This window comes from Prevotella sp. 885 (genome assembly GCF_002265625.1).
Taxonomy (GTDB): Bacteria; Bacteroidota; Bacteroidia; order Bacteroidales; family Bacteroidaceae; genus Prevotella.
The window spans coordinates 1-15,971 of the sequence record NZ_NOVE01000063.1; the positions used below are offsets into that span (position 1 = coordinate 1).

A 15,971-nucleotide genomic window follows, 5' to 3' on the forward strand; every position below is an offset into this window, starting at 1 on the left:
TGCAGAATCTTTCAATGCAAAAGTCAAGCATTTCAGAGCACAACTTCGGGGTATCATTGACAAGAAATTCTTTCTCTTCAGACTAACAAGATTGTATGCTTAATCCACACACTTTTTCAGGTGAGCCGAATATCCATGATGCTTAATGAATTCGGCTTTTTAAAAGTAACTGCTCTGCACCCCTATAGGAGTAGCTATGTATGCTGAGAGGGGACAAATAAAGCCCCTATGAATTATACAAGCTAAATATATAATCAAAAGCTTTCATTTACGGATTTTTTTTCTTTACTTTGCAAAGGAAATCAATAAAATCGAAAAACTTTAACAACATATATGAAAGAACATGGAGCTGTCCGTGTTCTTTTATTGGTTTAAGTAAGATATATATCAAAACTAATTAATTACATACATGCAAAAAAAGCTAAATCTTGCAGTGCTTGCTATGTGCTGCGTTCCGGCTGCTTACGCTCAGACTGACTCGCTCAGTATGAACACGATAAGCACGGAAGCTGCCATCACTTTCACGGAGGCGCAGCTGGGTGAGGATGACGACATGTCGCAGAACGTGACCATCGTCAGCTCCAACAGCAACATCTACGCCAGTGGAGTGGGCTATCTGTTCTCGCCGGTGCGATTCCGCTATCGTGCCTTCGACCAGAAGTATAATGATGTCTACGTAAACGGACTCTCGCTCAATGACATGGAGTCGGGACAGTTCCGCTACTCTCAGGTGGGCGGACTGAACAATATGACACGTAACGTGGAGTTCGCACTGCCTTTCGAGCAGAACAACTTTGCCATCTCGGGCATGGGAGGTGCCAATAACTATAACTTCCGTCCGTCGGCAATGCCTGTGGGACAGCGCCTCACTCTTAGCGGCGCCAACCGCAACTACACGCTGCGCGGAATGTATACGTACAGCACAGGTCTGTCCGAGAAGGGATGGGCTTTCACTGGCGGCGTAAGCTATCGCTGGGCAAACCGCGGATACGTGGAGGGAACATTCTACAACTCGTTCTCTTACTTCCTCGGACTGCAGAAGGTGTTGTGCGGAGGACGTCACAGCCTGACTCTCTCCACATGGGGCAATCCAACGGAACGCTCTGCGCAGGGACCTGGTACGGACGAGGTTTACTGGCTGGCTAACGACAGATACTATAACCCTTATTGGGGTTATCAGAACGGCAAGAAGCGCAATTCGCGCGTCGTGAACGACTTCGCCCCGTCTGCCATCTTCACATGGGACTGGAAAATCTCTGACGACACAAAGCTTACCACATCAGTGCTCGGACGCTACTCGATGTATAAGGGCACGAAGCTCAACTATAACAACTCGGACAACCCGCAGCCTAACTACTGGAAGAATCTGCCCAGCAGCTACTTCGATGTGTGGTATGAGAACGACAAGGCTTACCGTACAGACCAGGCTTTCGCCGACTGGCAGTACACATACAACTACTGGCAGGCTTCGAAGGCTAACCGCCAGATCAACTGGGACCGCCTCTACTATGCCAACAAGAACGCCAACCTTGCCGGCAAGGACGCCATGTACTACCTCCAGGCAAAGCATAGTGACAACCTCACCATCTCGCTTGCGTCTACGCTCAATCACCAGATTGACAAGAACAAGCAGATAAACCTCGGCGTGATGGCTGCCACAAACAACGGCAGCCACTACCAGACAATAGAGGATTTGCTCGGTGCCAACACATTCCACAACATCAATACGTACGTCATCTCTGACAAGTATACTGCCGACTCTGACCAGGCACAGTACGACCTCAACAACCGCAATGCCGTTGTGGGCGAGGGCGACCGCTTCGGCTTTGACTATCGTCTGATCGTAAACAAGGCAAAGGTGTGGACATCATACTCTGAGAATTTCGGACCGCTCAACTACACCATCGCCGCAAAGCTCGGCTATACGTCTATGCAGCGTGACGGCAAGATGCGCAACGGTCTGGCTCCGAACAACTCGTACGGCAAGAGCCACCACGCACAGTTCCTTGACGGTGGCGTGAAGTTTGCTTCCACCATCTCTCTCGGTCGCGGCAATACGCTCTCGTTGGGTGCTGCTTACGAGTATCGTGCACCGGAGGCTTCCAAGTCTTTCGTAGCTCCTGAGGTCAACAACGACTTCGTTTCTGGTCTTAAGAACGAGCGTGTGTTCAGCTCTGAGCTGGGTTATCAGTTCGACAATTCTTGGTTGCACTTCAACATCAGCGGCTATTACTCACGCCTTACCAACGTGACCGACTGGCAGAACTTCTACAACGACGACGTAAACTCATTCACATACGTATCGCTCACGGACATGAACAAGGAGTATTACGGTGTTGAGGCTGGATTTAAGTTTAAGGTGACGAGCTTCTTTGACGTGAAGCTTCTCGGAACCATCAGCGACGCCAAGATCATCAACAACTCGAAGCTCTGCTACATGAAGTCTGTAGACTCACAGTTGCTCGGCAGCGATCAGACCGGCAACAACTACGACGAGGTGTATAACAAGGGCATGCGTGACGCCGGCACACCGCTCACAGCGGCAAGTCTCGGACTCAGCTATCATCAGGGCGGATGGTTTATCGACCTCAACGGCAACTACTATGACCGCATCTATCTGAGCTACTCGCCCAGCTACCGCTTCAAGTCGGCTGTCGAGGCACGCAACAAGGTTATGTCGCAGTATGGCGAACCCACCATCAACGACGTTACCGGCGAGATTCTTCCCAGCGCTCTCAAGCAGGCTAAGGGCAAGGGCGGATTCATGCTCGACGCATCCATCGGCAGAAGCATCTATCTGAAGCACGGATCGCTCTCCATCAACCTCATGGTTACCAACGTACTCAACAACCGCAACATCGTAACAGGCGGCTTCGAGCAGAGCCGAAGCGACTACAGCGGAGCCAGCGTTGACAATCCTGAGCAGAGTAGCGTGAAGAAGCGTGCCTACTCGTTCGCAAAGAATCCGTATAAGTTCTATGCTTACGGCACTAACGGCATGCTCAACATAACGTATAAATTCTAAACCCACACTTCAAGAAAATGAAAAGTATTAAATATCTGAAACTTGTCATCATGGCGCTCGTCATCTCTTTCGGCGCGGCATCATGTATGAACGAAGACTGGAGCGACCCGACTGGCGAGACTTCTCCTTTCGGCAACAGCCAGTTGCAGGAGACCAACGTCGTTTCCATTAAGTCGCTCATTGACGAGTATGGAGCAAAGCAGAAAGACAAGGTGAACGACACGGTGCGCATCGCTGACGGCGTGCAGATAAAGGGCGTCGTGACAGGCAACGACATGGAGGGCAACCTCTATAATCAGGTTACCATCGACGACGGCACGGCAGGTATGATCATCTGTGTGGCTCAGGGTGGTATGTTCGGACAGCTTGCCGTTGGTCAGGAGATTCTTGTTAACGTAGGCGGACTCTATTACGGCACGTATCGCACGCAGCCGCAGATTGGCATTCCCTACACCAACTTCGAGAAGAACCAGACTTATCCGAGCCGTATGAACCGTAACGAATGGCAGTCGCGCTTCAAGGTGATAGGTAAGGCAGACCCGACGAAGGCCACTCCCATCGTCGTAGAGAATGCTTCCGACCTCAATATTGAGGCCAATGCCTACGCTCTCGCTGGTCGTCTTGTCACTCTGAAGAACGTGGAATTCAACGAGCCTGGCAAGACATTCGCTCCCGAATCGGAGGGTTACACCACAGGTTACGGCGTTACACGCTACTTCAAGGGATTCACCGCACAGAAGAAGCAGATAGGTGTGCGCACAAGTTGCTACGCCGACTTTGCCGCTGAGACGGTGCCTTCAGGCAAGGTGAACGTCACCGGCATCCTTACTTGCTACAAGACCAGCCTTACAAGCAGCTACGGCAATACCGTACAGCTGGTGCTCCGCAGCAGCAAGGACATTGAGGCAGTGAAGTAACAGAGCCTATACATTATATAATATATAAGACAAACAAAAAGATAATCCCCAAATAAACATTAAAGACAATATGAAAAAGATTCTTTATACAATGCTTGTCGCTCTTATGACAGCATTCACTTTCACAAGCTGCGAGGACGTTCCCGCTCCTTATGACATCCCCAACGGCGGCAATGGCGGCGAGACCACTACTGAGGTGGCTGAGGGTAACGGAACCGTTGACTCTCCCTACAATCCTTTAGCAGTCGTGCAGTACATCAAGTCTCTTGAGGCTGGCGTAAACTCTTCTGACTATGTATACATCAAGGGTATCGTTTCTTCCACAAAGGAGATTTCGGCTCAGTTCGGCAACGCTTCATTCTATATCTCTGCTGACGGCACTACCACCGGCACACAGTTCTATGTTTACCGTGTGAAGGGTCTTGGCAACAAGAACATCGCTTCTGACGACGAGGTTAAGGTGGGCGACGAGGTCATCATCTGCGCAAAGGTGGTGAACTACGGTGGCAACACTCCTGAGACAGTACAGGGCGAGGGCTACATCTATGCTCTCAATGGCAAGACAGAGGGTGGCACCACTCCTTCTACTGGTCAGGCTACTGGCGACGGTTCAAAGGAGAATCCGTTCAACAGCGTGGCTGCCAACCAGATGGCAAGCAAGCTTGCTTCTGGCGAAAAGACAGACAAGCAGTACTACATCAAGGGTAAGGTGGTTTCTGTAAAGGAGGCTTTCAGCGCACAGTTCGGCAACGCTTCTTTCTATATCTCTGACGACGGCAAGGAAGACAACAAGTTCTACGTATTCCGCACTCTCTATCTTGGCAACGAGAAGTGGACAGAGGGTAAGACCAATGTGGCTGTAGGCGACGAGGTTGTGGTTTGCGGTTCGCTCATCAACTATATGGGCAACACTCCTGAGACCGTTCAGGGCGAGACTTATCTCGTAAGCCTTAAGAGCAACGGCGGTGGCACAGAGACTCCTGACACCCCGGGTGATGATATCAAGGGTGACTTCGAATATGTTGTAGCTAACTGCGGTCTTGAAAACGCTACAAAGCTTTCGACCCTGACTCTTACAGATGGTCTTACACTCACATTTGACGGTGGAGGCAACAATAGCGTTCCCAGCTTCTACACCACTGGTAATGCCATCCGTATCTATCCGAAGAACACCATCAAGTTTGAATCTGCAAAGAGCATCGAGTCGCTGGTATTTGTTTGTGACGAGTATAACGGCGCACTCTACAATGCCTCTGGCGATATTTCAAGCACTTCAGGAAAGACTACAATCAGCGGATCAAACCTTGTCATTTCTGGTATCAACAGCAAGGAGTTTACGCTCACCAATACCAGCACTGTGACAGGTGCGCCGTCACAGCTTCGTTTCACCAAGGTGATTGTGACTTACAAAAAGTAATAATATATCATATTTCGCTTTTTACCTATAAATTTTTGGCGGTATGCAAAAAAAGTCGTACCTTTGCAGCCGCTGAAAGTTATAAAGCGACATTATCAATTTAATAATAATAACAATTTAATCAAAATGAAGAAGGGAATTCATCCAGAAAACTATCGCCCCGTCGTATTCAAGGATATGTCCAACGGCGATATGTTCCTTACAAAGTCTACATGCAAGACATCAGAGACAGTAGAGTTTGAAGGCGAAACTTACCCAGTAGTTAAAGTCGAAATCTCAAGCACCTCTCACCCGTTCTATACTGGTAAGAGCAAGCTCGTCGATACCGCTGGTCGCGTAGACAAGTTCATGAGCCGTTACGCAAAGGTTCGCAAGTAAGGAAATAGGAAATAGAATAAACATATATTTCTATAGAATAGGCGAAAGCCTGTTTCTTTGACTATGCACATCGAAAGTGTGTTCTAAGCGTAGTTGCATATACGTTTGGAACACACTTTCTTTTTTTTCATACCTATAGTTCTTTCTCAATTACAATCCATTAATATAATTCCAATCCATTTGATTATAATGAATCTTTATCCAAAACAACTGTTCAGGCTCCTTGCCCTCTCCGTTGTGGCGTGCTTCACTATGGCTCTTGTGGGCTGTGGTGACGACGATGCTCAGTATATCGGCAACGACAACTCTTCGTCTTCAGGAAACAAGAACGCCAATACCGTAACGTCAGAACGCGCTGTAAGACGTCTTGAGTTTCCGGCTCTGAAGAAGACGGGCAATCAGAAGCTCATCGTGCATCGCCTTTCCAATACGTCGTACGATTCTGAAGCCATCAATTTCGCCACCGAATGGGACTGTGACAAGAAGTCGCAGCGCTGGTCGTGCTATCAGCTCCACAAGGGATTCACGGGCAATTACTCGCGTGTGGCTGACTTCACCTTCGATCCGGCGTTGTCGCCTTCAGAGTATTGGTCAGAGTTCAGATATTTCCCTGGTTACGACCGTGGCCATATCTGTCCGAGTGCAGACCGCACTTTCTCACACGAAGCCAATGAGCAGACCTTCTATATGTCGAACATGCAGCCGCAATATCATGAGTTTAACGGATATCAGGATGGAACGTCCAACCGCGGACTGTGGGTAAGAATGGAGAGCCAACTACAGAAATGGGCTAAGAATCTCTCTTATACTGACACCATATACGTATGTAAGGGAGGAACCATCGACGACGAGAAGAACATCATCACCCGCATCAACGGCAAGATGATCGTACCGAAATATTTCTTCATGGCCATCCTTCGCAAGAGTCAGTTCGGCTATGCCGCCGTAGGATTCTGGAGCAACCAGACCAAGGCATGGCGCACCGAAGAGACTCTTCTCTCTCATTGTATGTCCATAGAGAAGCTGGAACAGCTCACTGGCATCGACTTCTTCTGCAACCTTCCCGACGACATCGAGAAGCAGGTGGAGAAGACATTTAATGCTTCGAGCTGGGCTGACTTGAAATAAACATTCCTACGAATGTCAGCAAGCCGTTTATCATCAGCAGTTCGTAGCCGAACTTATAGCCCAACCATTCCTTCGATGCCGTGTCGAGAGCGAAGCAGAGGAGGGGAGAGGCAATGGCTATGTAAGGCACGATGCGGTCGTTAGTGGCGCGTCGTGTCAGCAGACCGTAGGCGAAGAGACCTAACAGCGGACCGTAAGTGTAGGAGCACATCACGTATATGGCGTCAATGACGCTCGTGCTGTTCAACACCTTGAAGATAAGGATGAACATCACGAAGACGACAGCCATGCCGATGTGCACCTTCCTGCGCAGACGCTCGTCCTTCGGTCGTTCGCATACGTCCACACAGAAGCTGGTGGTAAGGGCTGTAAGGGCAGAGTCGGCACTTGAGAACGACGCTGCCACAATGCCTATCGTGAACAACACCGTCACCGCCGTACCCAGACTTCCCGTAGCCGCAAACATCGGCAGAAGCTCGTCGCCGCTTGCGGGCAGCGCCACACCCTCTATCCCGGCAAGCATCATAAGCAGCACGCCGAGCGCCATAAACAGCAGATTGGCAGGAACGAAAGCGAAGCCGTACGTGCATACGTCCTTCTGAGCCTCACGCAACGACTTGCACGTAAGGTTCTTCTGCATCATGTCCTGGTCCAGACCGGTCATCACTATGGCGATGAACGCACCGCTGAGAATCTGCTTCCAGAAGTTCTGCGTAGACACCCAGTCGTCCATGACGAACATTCGGCTGTGGCTGTCTGCGGCAATGGCACGCAATGCCTCAGGCACGCTGAGTCCCAGTTGCGTTATCACATTATAGGTTATCAGGATGAGCGCAGCAAACATACACGTGGTCTGGAACGAGTCAGTCCACACCAATGTCTTTATGCCACCGCGTCTTGTGTAAAGCCAAATCAGCAACGTCATTCCCACTACGGTGGCGGGGAATGGAATGCCGGCTTCGTCCATTACGAAGCTCTGCAGTATTATGCACACCACATAGAACCTCACCGCCGCTCCCGTCATCTTCGATATAAGGAAAAACCACGCTCCCGTCTTGTAGGAGCGCATGCCCAGCCGTTCTTTCAGGTATGAATAGATGGTGGTCAGATTCAGCTTGTAATAGACGGGCAGCAGCACGAAAGCTATGGTGAAGTAGCCGAGAATAAATCCGATGCACGTCTGGATGTAGGTCATGTCCGTGCGCATCACCATGCCCGGAACGCTGACAAAGGTGATGCCCGATATGGAAGCACCCACCATTCCGAACGCCACCATATACCATGGCGAACGACGGTTGGCACGGAAGAACGTCTCGTTGTCAGCGCCGCGGCTTGCCGTAAGGCGACTGAACAACATGAGTGCCGCGAAGTAGACGGCGACAGTAAGGAGTATAATCATTGTTTATTTGTTTTTTAATATATATTAATTGGAGTTGCAAAATTAGCTATTTATGTTTATTTGGGCTAACTTTGCAATATTAAATGTGGCTGAACCTTTCAGCTTCTATATATATTAATGATATGGTAATGAATATGAAAAGACAGAATCATACCTTTGTGAAGACCAAAAAGATATTGCGTATGAGCTTTAGAGTCTTCATGGGGCTATTGTTGTTTGTGGGTCTGGTGAGCGGTAAGCCGGCTGACCGACCTCTGATGTTGAAGGGCGTTGTCGTGGATGAGGAAGGCAAAGGCATCGCCGGAGTAGTGGTAAACAACGGACGTGAGTTCTGTAAGACGGACCGACGCGGCGCATGGCAGCTTTCCACCGACACCACGGTCAGCAAGTTTGTCTCCATCTCCACACCGCGAGAGTATCGTCTGCCAGAGAAGGACGGCATAGCTTCGGGCTATTACATCCCCGTCGGAGAGGCTGTAGCCAATCGCAACGGCAACACTTTCCGCCTCCATCGCCGCGACTCCGTGTCTGACCGTTTCCATTACATAGCCATCAGCGACCCGCAGATTCTCAATGCCCACGACATGAAACGCTGGCGCAACGAGACCATGCCTTCCATTCTCCGCACTGCCTTGCAGCTGCGCAAGACGGGCGACGTGGTGGGAATGACGCTCGGCGACGTAGTGTTTGACAATATGAACATCTATCCGCAGTACGTGGAAAGCATCAAGAACCACCGAATGACCTTCTTCCAGTGCATCGGCAATCATGACTTCGAGAAGGCGTATGCCGACCTTCACAATTCGTCTGTCGGTGCCGAGCGTTACGCTGAGCAGATGTTCGGGCGCTATTTCGGTCCGATCAACTATTCGTTTAACATAGGCAACGCTCACGTCGTGACCATCAAGAGCATCAATTATCGCGGAGGTTGCCATTACGAGGAGGAGATAACGGACGAAGACGTGCGCTGGCTGGAGCGCGACCTTAGCTACGTGCCGAAGGACCGCCTCGTCATCCTTAACATGCACGCGCCGGGATGGAACGCCATGGAACCCATCGACAACATCCTTAACGCCAAGCGTCTGGAGGAAATACTCGCCCCCTACGATGCCCATGTCTTCGCCGGACACACCCACTTCTTCGAGAACGTGGAGGTGTCGCCGCGTCTTTATCAGCACAACATAGGTTCGGCTTGCGGAGCATGGTGGACGTCAAACATCTGCCGTGACGGTTCGCCGAACGGATATATGGTGGTGACAGTGGACGGCAAGAAACTTCGTTGGAAGTATCGCTCCGCCAACAGCAAGTCGGATGTTCAGATGCGTGTGTATAAGCCGGGAGAGTTCCGCACGCAGAAAGACTTTATCGTAGCCAACGTATGGGAGTGGGATCCTCACTGCCGTGTGGTATGGTATGAGGACGGAAAGTATAAGGGACTGATGCAGCGCTTTGTAGACAATGATGAGGCTTTCCTCAGGACAAAGCCAAGAAAGCACCAGCTCGCCAAGACAGGCCACCTCTTCCGCGCCCGTCCCACATCAAAGAAATATCGTTACATAAAAGTGATATTCGTCAACCGTTTCGGCGAGACATTCACATGGAAATGGGAGAACCGTAACAATCGACCGTTCCTCCTGGACAAGTAAAACAAGTTGAGAGTTGAGAGTTGAGGGTTGAGACAAGTTGAGAGTTGAAAGTTGAGGGTTGAGAGTTATGATATGTTTTTATAGATAATACATAGCTAACAATGTAGTTATCAAAAGTAATCATAACTCTCAACCCTCAACTCTAAACTCTCAACTTTTTAAAACTTTCAACTTTTATATTCAGTTCCTAACTCGTAATTTTAAAGGAGCTTCGCTCTTCACCCTCTTCTGTTCCTTAGCCGAACCGAACGAGCGAGTGCTTGTTGTCGTGCTGTTGTTCTTGTTAGGAGCGAGGGCCTTTGTCACGCGCTCACAGTCGAAGAATACGTATTCGTCGTTGTTCACGCCCTCCATCACGCCGCTGAAGTCATTGTTGCTAAGTGAGAAGCCTGAAGTCTGGCTGTTGCCGTGAGAGTCGAGCACATAGCGCATGCCGCTGGCGTATTCCACGTAGATGTTGTACGTTCTTGGGTCGATATACCACTTAAACTGCAATGTCTGCGAGTCGTAGAGCACGTTACCGTCATCGTCGCGCAGCGGCTTGCCGTACTTGTCAGTCTTTGGAACATAGTCTGTCTCGAAGCCGTTGCCGTTGTTCGAGTTGGCTGTATACTGTATAAAGCTGAAGTCCACGTACATATTGGCTTGATAGCGGTTGCCGTCCTCGCCCGTATATTCGTTTGTCAGCTCACCCGTCCACGAACCGTTCAGCATCTGCGCCATAGCTACGAGGTCGTCAGAACCGTCGTCGTAAGGACGGTCATACCACTCGTCCGGGTCGTCATACCACCAGTCGTCGTAATACGGGTCGTCACAACTTGTCATTGCCAGAGGTGCAAGCACCATCACGGCGAGTGTAAGGAAATAGTAAATGCGTTTCATAATATTCTGTTTTTTTGATTTTTCACTTATTCTTGTTCTTTACTTTCACGTTGCAAATTTATCAAAACATAACATAATAAACAATATTTTTTCCATATTACAGAGTAGGGATTTCCCTATTTCGGAATTTAAACGAACAAAAAACGTAAGTTTATATTGACGTCAGATTCTTGTTTCTCAATATTTTTGCCTAATTTTGTATCTCATTATATAAGGTAAAAAGAAAACCGAACAACAAAAACATAGAAAAGGAGAAAAATGAGAACTGTATACGATTTCTCTGTAAAAGACAGAAAAGGGAAGAACGTGTCCCTGAAGGAGTATGCCAATGAGGTGCTGCTCATTGTCAACACAGCCACAAAATGCGGATTCACACCACAGTATGAAGAGCTGGAGAAGCTCTATGAGAAATACCATGCACAGGGATTTGAGGTGCTCGACTTTCCGTGCAATCAGTTCGGAGCTCAGGCTCCAGGCACGGACGAGTCAATCCACCAGTTCTGCAAGCTGAACTACGGTACGGAGTTTCCGCGCTTCAAGAAGGTGAAGGTGAACGGTGCCGATGCCGAACCGCTCTATGTCTTCCTCAAGGAGCAGAAGACATTCGCAGGATTCAATCCCGAACACGAACTCACACCCGTGCTTGAAGAGATTCTCTCAAAGGAGACACCTGACTATAAGGAGACAAGCGACATCAAGTGGAACTTCACAAAGTTCCTCGTCAACAAGCGCGGTCAGGTAATCGCACGCTTCGAGCCGACAGAGAGCATCAGCAACATAGCAAAGCAAATAGAAGAACTACTATAAAAAACAGACCAACAATGGAAAACAGAGAACACGTACGCTGCCTTATCGTCGGTAGCGGTCCTGCTGGCTACACAGCAGCCATCTATGCAGGAAGAGCAAACCTCAGTCCCGTGGAGTACTGCGGCATTCAGACTGGAGGACAGCTCACACAGACAACTATCGTTGAGAACTTCCCGGGCTATCCCGAAGGCGTAGAGGGCAATCAGATGATGGCTGACCTCCGCAAGCAGGCAGAGCGCTTCGGCGTGGACATGCGTGAGGGAAGCATCGCCAAGGCAGATTTCTCAAAGAAGCCTTACGTGCTTACCACCGATACGGGTGTGGAGATTGAGGCAGACACCGTGATTATCGCAACAGGTGCCAGCGCCAAGTATCTCGGACTTGACGACGAAAAGAAATACAACGGACAGGGAGTAAGCGCATGTGCAACGTGTGACGGCTTCTTCTATCGCAAGCGCACTGTGGCTGTGGTAGGTGGCGGCGACACAGCATGTGAGGAGGCTCTCTATCTCGCTGGCCTTTGCAAGAAGGTATACATGATTGTGCGCAAGCCGTATCTCCGTGCTTCAGACGTTATGAAGAAGCGCGTGGAGGACAACGAGAAGATTGAGATTCTCTATGAGCACAATACCGAGGGTCTCTTCGGTGAGGACGGCGTAGAGGGTGCTCACGTCGTTAAGCGCAAGGGTGAGGCTGACGAGGAGCATTACGACATCGCCATCGACGGCTTCTTCCTCGCCATCGGTCACAAGCCCAACACAGACGTATTCCGTCCTGCTGTTGAGTGTGACGAGACTGGCTACATCAAGACTCAGGACGGTTCGCCCCGCACCAACGTTGACGGCGTATTCGCTGCCGGTGACTGCGCCGACCCCACATACCGTCAGGCCATCGTAGCCGCAGGTTCTGGATGTAAGGCAGCTCTTGAGGCAGAGCGCTGGCTCGCAGAGCACAACCTGTAAGATACACATAATCAGCATAAATAAGAAAAAAGACAGCTCGAAGGAGAACAATCCCCTTCCAGCTGTCTTTTTTTGTTTGCTTACTTTCAGAAAAAACTTTTGTTTTATTTTGCCAATATCTTCAAATAGGCTACCTTTGTGGTATTAGTAACCTAATACTTGATATATGAGGAAAATATTCTTCTTTCTTCTTTACATGCTTCTCGGCACTGCCGTGCAAGCAATGGCAGCGACAGCACCAGACAGCGTGTTTGTCGTGAAAGACGGACGCATCGTTTCCGCCTACGAAATAGGTAAAGATGTAGACAACATCACGTTCCTTCACAAGACCGTGCTTACGGGCAATTGTGTCCGCATAGGTGACGAAACCGTAGAGATGAAGTCGGCGGTGGTCACTTACAAAGGATCGTATGCTTACATCTATCTCTCTCCGACAGCAGGGCTCACCACTGTGGAGCAGATTGCTGAAGGCAGTTACCTTCAGGTGGCGGTTACCACCGGATTGCTCGGAAAGAATGTCCATCTGAGTAAGTTTGCCGATGATTACACAGACAATGATTTCCTTCAGGTCATGTATCTCGACATGGATAAGTTCACCAATGACGACAATTATGAGCCGGTGATGTTCTCCACGGACGACTGGTCTGACTATTTTGCTGACGGAACGGCTAACATATCCATGGAGGACGGACAGCTGTCTGTCAATTTTGACTGTCTCCCTATTGACGGCGGACAGGCTTTCTTAGGACAGTATAAGGGCGGCTTCACGGATATAGCCCAGAGCCCGTACCACTTCACAGTCGACGGAAAGCGCATGGAGATGCGTGCTGCGTTCGCCGAGAAGGTGGCTGACGGCACAGCGTTCTATCTTACACCGGGCAATATCGACCGCGCCAACGACCTGGAGAACTGCTATTATTACGTCCGCCTGTTCGTGCCGGAAAGCAATATGGACGGCAGCGAGATTGACATCAACGGACAGAAGCAGTACGAACTGACCTTCGTTGACAATGCCACAGACGTAAACAATCCGCAGACCATCAGCATTTCCAACGGAAAGACAGGAAACGCTACAGGTTCCGTGTCAGTTCTCAAGAACGCCGACGGCACGTATGACATTACCATCGACGTGGAAGGTATGGGAAGAACTGCCGACCGCCAGCTGCAGGTACGCTATAATGGCGAGCCCGCTCCTTACGACCTCAGCCTGCCTAACGAATTCTCGGTGGCAGGAGCTGATCCCGTCACTCTGAAGGGTGCTGCAATCAAACATTCCGATGGCTTATACACCATCTATCTCTCTACGAAGAGTGACGCCATGACAGCTACGGACGTTCTTGCTGCCGACATCGTCGTGACGGTTCCTGATGGTTTCGCTAATGACGATATGGTTCACGGATTCTCTGGTACCAGTGAGAATGCGATGATATCCATCACATATGAAGGCACGAAGTACTGCCAGAGCACAACGTCAGGCACTGCAGCCGTAGCACTTGGCGGCAATGCCAAGCTGACTGTTGATGGCGGTAAGATAAATCTCGACTTCACAGTCTTCAGTGCAAAGAAATATAGCGGTAGCATTATGGGCCACTTCGAGGGCAACGCCGCACAACTCTAAACATATATTATATATATAGGAGAACCATACGTATGAAGATATCATTATTTTCTATATTGACACTTGCTGCCGCATCGTTCGCAATGCCGTCGATGGCGCAGCAGACCGTTTACCTTAATAAGGGAGAACAGAAAGTGGAGACCGTCGATCTTGGTCCGGACGACTATCTTTCCTTCGGACGCCCCGAGGGAGTAAGGGAGCAGGCGAAAGCAGAGATAACGGACGTGAAGACTACGAAAAACTCCATCAAGTATACCGTCACCACTAAGACGCAGGATCAACCGTATTATCACATGGTGCTGAGTGAGGCGTATATGAGTCTCTTCGTGATGCAGTATATGGGTGGCAAGGACCTCAGCAAGATGACCGATGAGGAGCTTAAGTCAGCTTTCGTGACGCTTATGTCGACAGGATACGGCGAGGGAGCTTTCGGTACGAAGACTTACAATGTGCAGGACGGTGTGAAGAACGCATCGGGCGAGACGCAGTACGTAGGTGGCGGACTCGGCTATTATCTCGTTACGTGCGACCTCGTAGAGAACGACGGTAAGTACAGTCTCGGTACACAGATGAAGTATCAGAAAATCACTACACCCGAACCGGGAGAGAGTTCTGCTACGCTCGATGTGGAGTATAAGGGACTGGACGCTGACGGACACGCGCTCTTCTCCGTAGTTCCAGGACAGCAGATCAAGACGCTGCACATGGTTATAGGCACGTCGCGCAGTATCGACGAGTTCATAAGTCTCTTCGGTTACGAGTGGCTTATGTTCACGCAAGGCTCCGACTTCACCGCCGACCAGTGGAACGAGCTGACCGACGAAGACAAGGGATGGAACATAGAAAGCGAGGACGACTATTCGTTCTACGTGCTCGGAGTGGACGCCAACGGCGACTGGGTGAAGGCAGAAGTGGAGAATGTCCACATCAAGCCGGTTGCAGCCAACGACTGTGCCGAGGTGGATCTAACCGATTATTCGTGCGTGGACGGCAGTCTTAATGTCACCTATAACGTGAAGACAAAGGCATCCAAGATTGACAAGGCGTCCATCCTCGTCATGAAGGAGAACGATTGGGACGACGCTCTCAACGAGATTGTGAAGAACAAGAACTACGAGAATCCTTACGAGGCATGGCCGGAAGAGGTGGCTGCTGCGGCAGAGGCAAAGGACGTGACCGCTGATATAAACGCTGACGGCAAGCTCGACTTCTCACGAAACTTCACACAGAAAGAGCGTGGATGGTACGTCGTGGTTCTTGGAGTGACTGACGCCAACGGCACAACCGTAACACGCGCCGCATTCCACACCCACATCGAAAACGCCGAATGGTCCATCCTCTCGCGCACATATCCTAAAGAAGCCAAGGCACCCCTGAATGGAAAGGTAAGGCAGATTAAATAGAAAGTCAATCTGAATAAATAGAAAAAGCGAAAGCGTCATTATCGTTTATGATAGCGGCGCTTTCGCTTTTTTATTATGCTTTTTGCGTGTTCATTCAGTAATAATCCCGCCACTATGATGATACCAAACTCTCAACTCCAAACCGTCAACTCTCAACTTTCAACTATATATAATTAATGTGTTGCTGTTATCGAACACAGTTTTTATTTGACTAATATCAATTTCAACCCTAAAAGTGCAGCTTTTCTTAACTTTTTTACTTAAAAGTTTTGGAGATACGGAAAAAAGCTATACCTTTGCATCCGCTTTCGAGAACGAACGAAACCTCAAGCAAAACGAGATTGAGAAGAGTTCGAGAAAAGCGAATAAAGAAAGAGTTCTTTGAAAAG

The 15,971-nt window shown here is 49.5% G+C and carries 12 protein-coding genes and 1 pseudogene; 11 read left to right on the forward strand and 2 right to left on the reverse strand.

Annotation, left to right across the window (positions count from 1 at the left end):
• From CHL74_RS16395 to CHL74_RS13540, 6 genes and pseudogenes are all read left to right on the forward strand, one after another.
• A pseudogene (locus CHL74_RS16395) lies at positions 1–103 on the forward strand (ISAon1 family transposase); the annotation flags it as partial.
• A gap of 306 nt (positions 104–409) precedes the next feature.
• Positions 410–3,025, forward strand: coding sequence for a TonB-dependent receptor (locus CHL74_RS13520; RefSeq protein WP_094881734.1), 2,616 nt, complete (start codon positions 410–412; stop codon positions 3,023–3,025).
• 17 nt (positions 3,026–3,042) lie between these two features.
• Entirely contained in the window at positions 3,043–3,942 is a 900-nt protein-coding gene (locus CHL74_RS13525) for a DUF5689 domain-containing protein (RefSeq protein ID WP_141241343.1), read from the forward strand.
• Between the two features lie 70 nt (positions 3,943–4,012).
• Complete coding sequence (locus CHL74_RS13530) at positions 4,013–5,359, forward strand: hypothetical protein (RefSeq protein ID WP_094881736.1); 1,347 nt, start codon at positions 4,013–4,015, stop codon at positions 5,357–5,359.
• A gap of 126 nt (positions 5,360–5,485) precedes the next feature.
• The gene (locus tag CHL74_RS13535) at positions 5,486–5,737 is read left to right on the forward strand and encodes a type B 50S ribosomal protein L31 (protein ID WP_094881737.1); all 252 of its coding nucleotides are present in this window, start codon (positions 5,486–5,488) and stop codon (positions 5,735–5,737) included.
• Between the two features lie 189 nt (positions 5,738–5,926).
• On the forward strand, positions 5,927–6,865 hold the full coding sequence (locus CHL74_RS13540; RefSeq protein WP_094881738.1) for a DNA/RNA non-specific endonuclease: 939 nt from the start codon (positions 5,927–5,929) through the stop codon (positions 6,863–6,865).
• On the opposite strand, the gene CHL74_RS13545 is transcribed toward CHL74_RS13540, so the two are convergent.
• Positions 6,834–8,264 carry a sodium:solute symporter gene (locus CHL74_RS13545; protein ID WP_094881739.1) on the reverse strand — a complete coding sequence of 477 codons (1,431 nt, stop codon included), beginning with the start codon at positions 8,262–8,264 and terminating at the stop codon, positions 6,834–6,836. The two genes, CHL74_RS13540 and CHL74_RS13545, sit on opposite strands and share 32 nt — an antisense overlap.
• Before the next feature lie 134 nt (positions 8,265–8,398).
• On the opposite strand from CHL74_RS13545, the gene CHL74_RS13550 reads away from it, so the two are divergent.
• Entirely contained in the window at positions 8,399–9,910 is a 1,512-nt protein-coding gene (locus CHL74_RS13550; RefSeq protein ID WP_094881745.1) for a calcineurin-like phosphoesterase C-terminal domain-containing protein, read from the forward strand.
• A 180-nt stretch (positions 9,911–10,090) separates the two neighbouring features.
• Here CHL74_RS13550 and CHL74_RS13555 read toward each other — a convergent pair whose 3' ends face one another.
• Complete coding sequence (locus CHL74_RS13555) at positions 10,091–10,792, reverse strand: hypothetical protein (RefSeq protein WP_094881740.1); 702 nt, start codon at positions 10,790–10,792, stop codon at positions 10,091–10,093.
• Between the two features lie 258 nt (positions 10,793–11,050).
• Here CHL74_RS13555 and CHL74_RS13560 point away from each other — a divergent pair, with 258 nt between their 5' ends.
• From CHL74_RS13560 to CHL74_RS13575, 4 genes are all read left to right on the forward strand, one after another.
• Positions 11,051–11,599 carry a glutathione peroxidase gene (locus CHL74_RS13560; RefSeq protein ID WP_094881741.1) on the forward strand — a complete coding sequence of 183 codons (549 nt, stop codon included), beginning with the start codon at positions 11,051–11,053 and terminating at the stop codon, positions 11,597–11,599.
• A gap of 14 nt (positions 11,600–11,613) precedes the next feature.
• Positions 11,614–12,561, forward strand: coding sequence for a thioredoxin-disulfide reductase (gene trxB, locus CHL74_RS13565; RefSeq protein ID WP_094881742.1), 948 nt, complete (start codon positions 11,614–11,616; stop codon positions 12,559–12,561).
• A 166-nt stretch (positions 12,562–12,727) separates the two neighbouring features.
• A complete protein-coding gene (locus CHL74_RS13570) occupies positions 12,728–14,179 on the forward strand; it encodes a hypothetical protein (RefSeq protein ID WP_094881743.1) in 1,452 nt (483 codons plus the stop codon).
• Between the two features lie 32 nt (positions 14,180–14,211).
• Complete coding sequence (locus tag CHL74_RS13575) at positions 14,212–15,582, forward strand: hypothetical protein (protein WP_141241344.1); 1,371 nt, start codon at positions 14,212–14,214, stop codon at positions 15,580–15,582.
• Positions 15,583–15,971 lie beyond the last annotated feature (389 nt).

What these genes read in the sequence shown, in the direction of transcription:
- trxB (WP_094881742.1), top strand. Translation starts at nt 11,614, where the DNA reads ATGGAAAACAGAGAACACGTACGCTGCCTTATCGTCGGTAGCGGTCCT.
- CHL74_RS13545 (WP_094881739.1), bottom strand. Translation starts at nt 8,264, where the DNA reads ATGATTATACTCCTTACTGTCGCCGTCTACTTCGCGGCACTCATGTTG.
- CHL74_RS13520 (WP_094881734.1), top strand. Translation starts at nt 410, where the DNA reads ATGCAAAAAAAGCTAAATCTTGCAGTGCTTGCTATGTGCTGCGTTCCG.
- CHL74_RS13575 (WP_141241344.1), top strand. Translation starts at nt 14,212, where the DNA reads ATGAAGATATCATTATTTTCTATATTGACACTTGCTGCCGCATCGTTC.
- CHL74_RS13570 (WP_094881743.1), top strand. Translation starts at nt 12,728, where the DNA reads ATGAGGAAAATATTCTTCTTTCTTCTTTACATGCTTCTCGGCACTGCC.
- CHL74_RS13550 (WP_094881745.1), top strand. Translation starts at nt 8,399, where the DNA reads ATGAAAAGACAGAATCATACCTTTGTGAAGACCAAAAAGATATTGCGT.
- CHL74_RS13525 (WP_141241343.1), top strand. Translation starts at nt 3,043, where the DNA reads ATGAAAAGTATTAAATATCTGAAACTTGTCATCATGGCGCTCGTCATC.
- CHL74_RS13560 (WP_094881741.1), top strand. Translation starts at nt 11,051, where the DNA reads ATGAGAACTGTATACGATTTCTCTGTAAAAGACAGAAAAGGGAAGAAC.
- CHL74_RS13535 (WP_094881737.1), top strand. Translation starts at nt 5,486, where the DNA reads ATGAAGAAGGGAATTCATCCAGAAAACTATCGCCCCGTCGTATTCAAG.
- CHL74_RS13540 (WP_094881738.1), top strand. Translation starts at nt 5,927, where the DNA reads ATGAATCTTTATCCAAAACAACTGTTCAGGCTCCTTGCCCTCTCCGTT.
- CHL74_RS13530 (WP_094881736.1), top strand. Translation starts at nt 4,013, where the DNA reads ATGAAAAAGATTCTTTATACAATGCTTGTCGCTCTTATGACAGCATTC.
- CHL74_RS13555 (WP_094881740.1), bottom strand. Translation starts at nt 10,792, where the DNA reads ATGAAACGCATTTACTATTTCCTTACACTCGCCGTGATGGTGCTTGCA.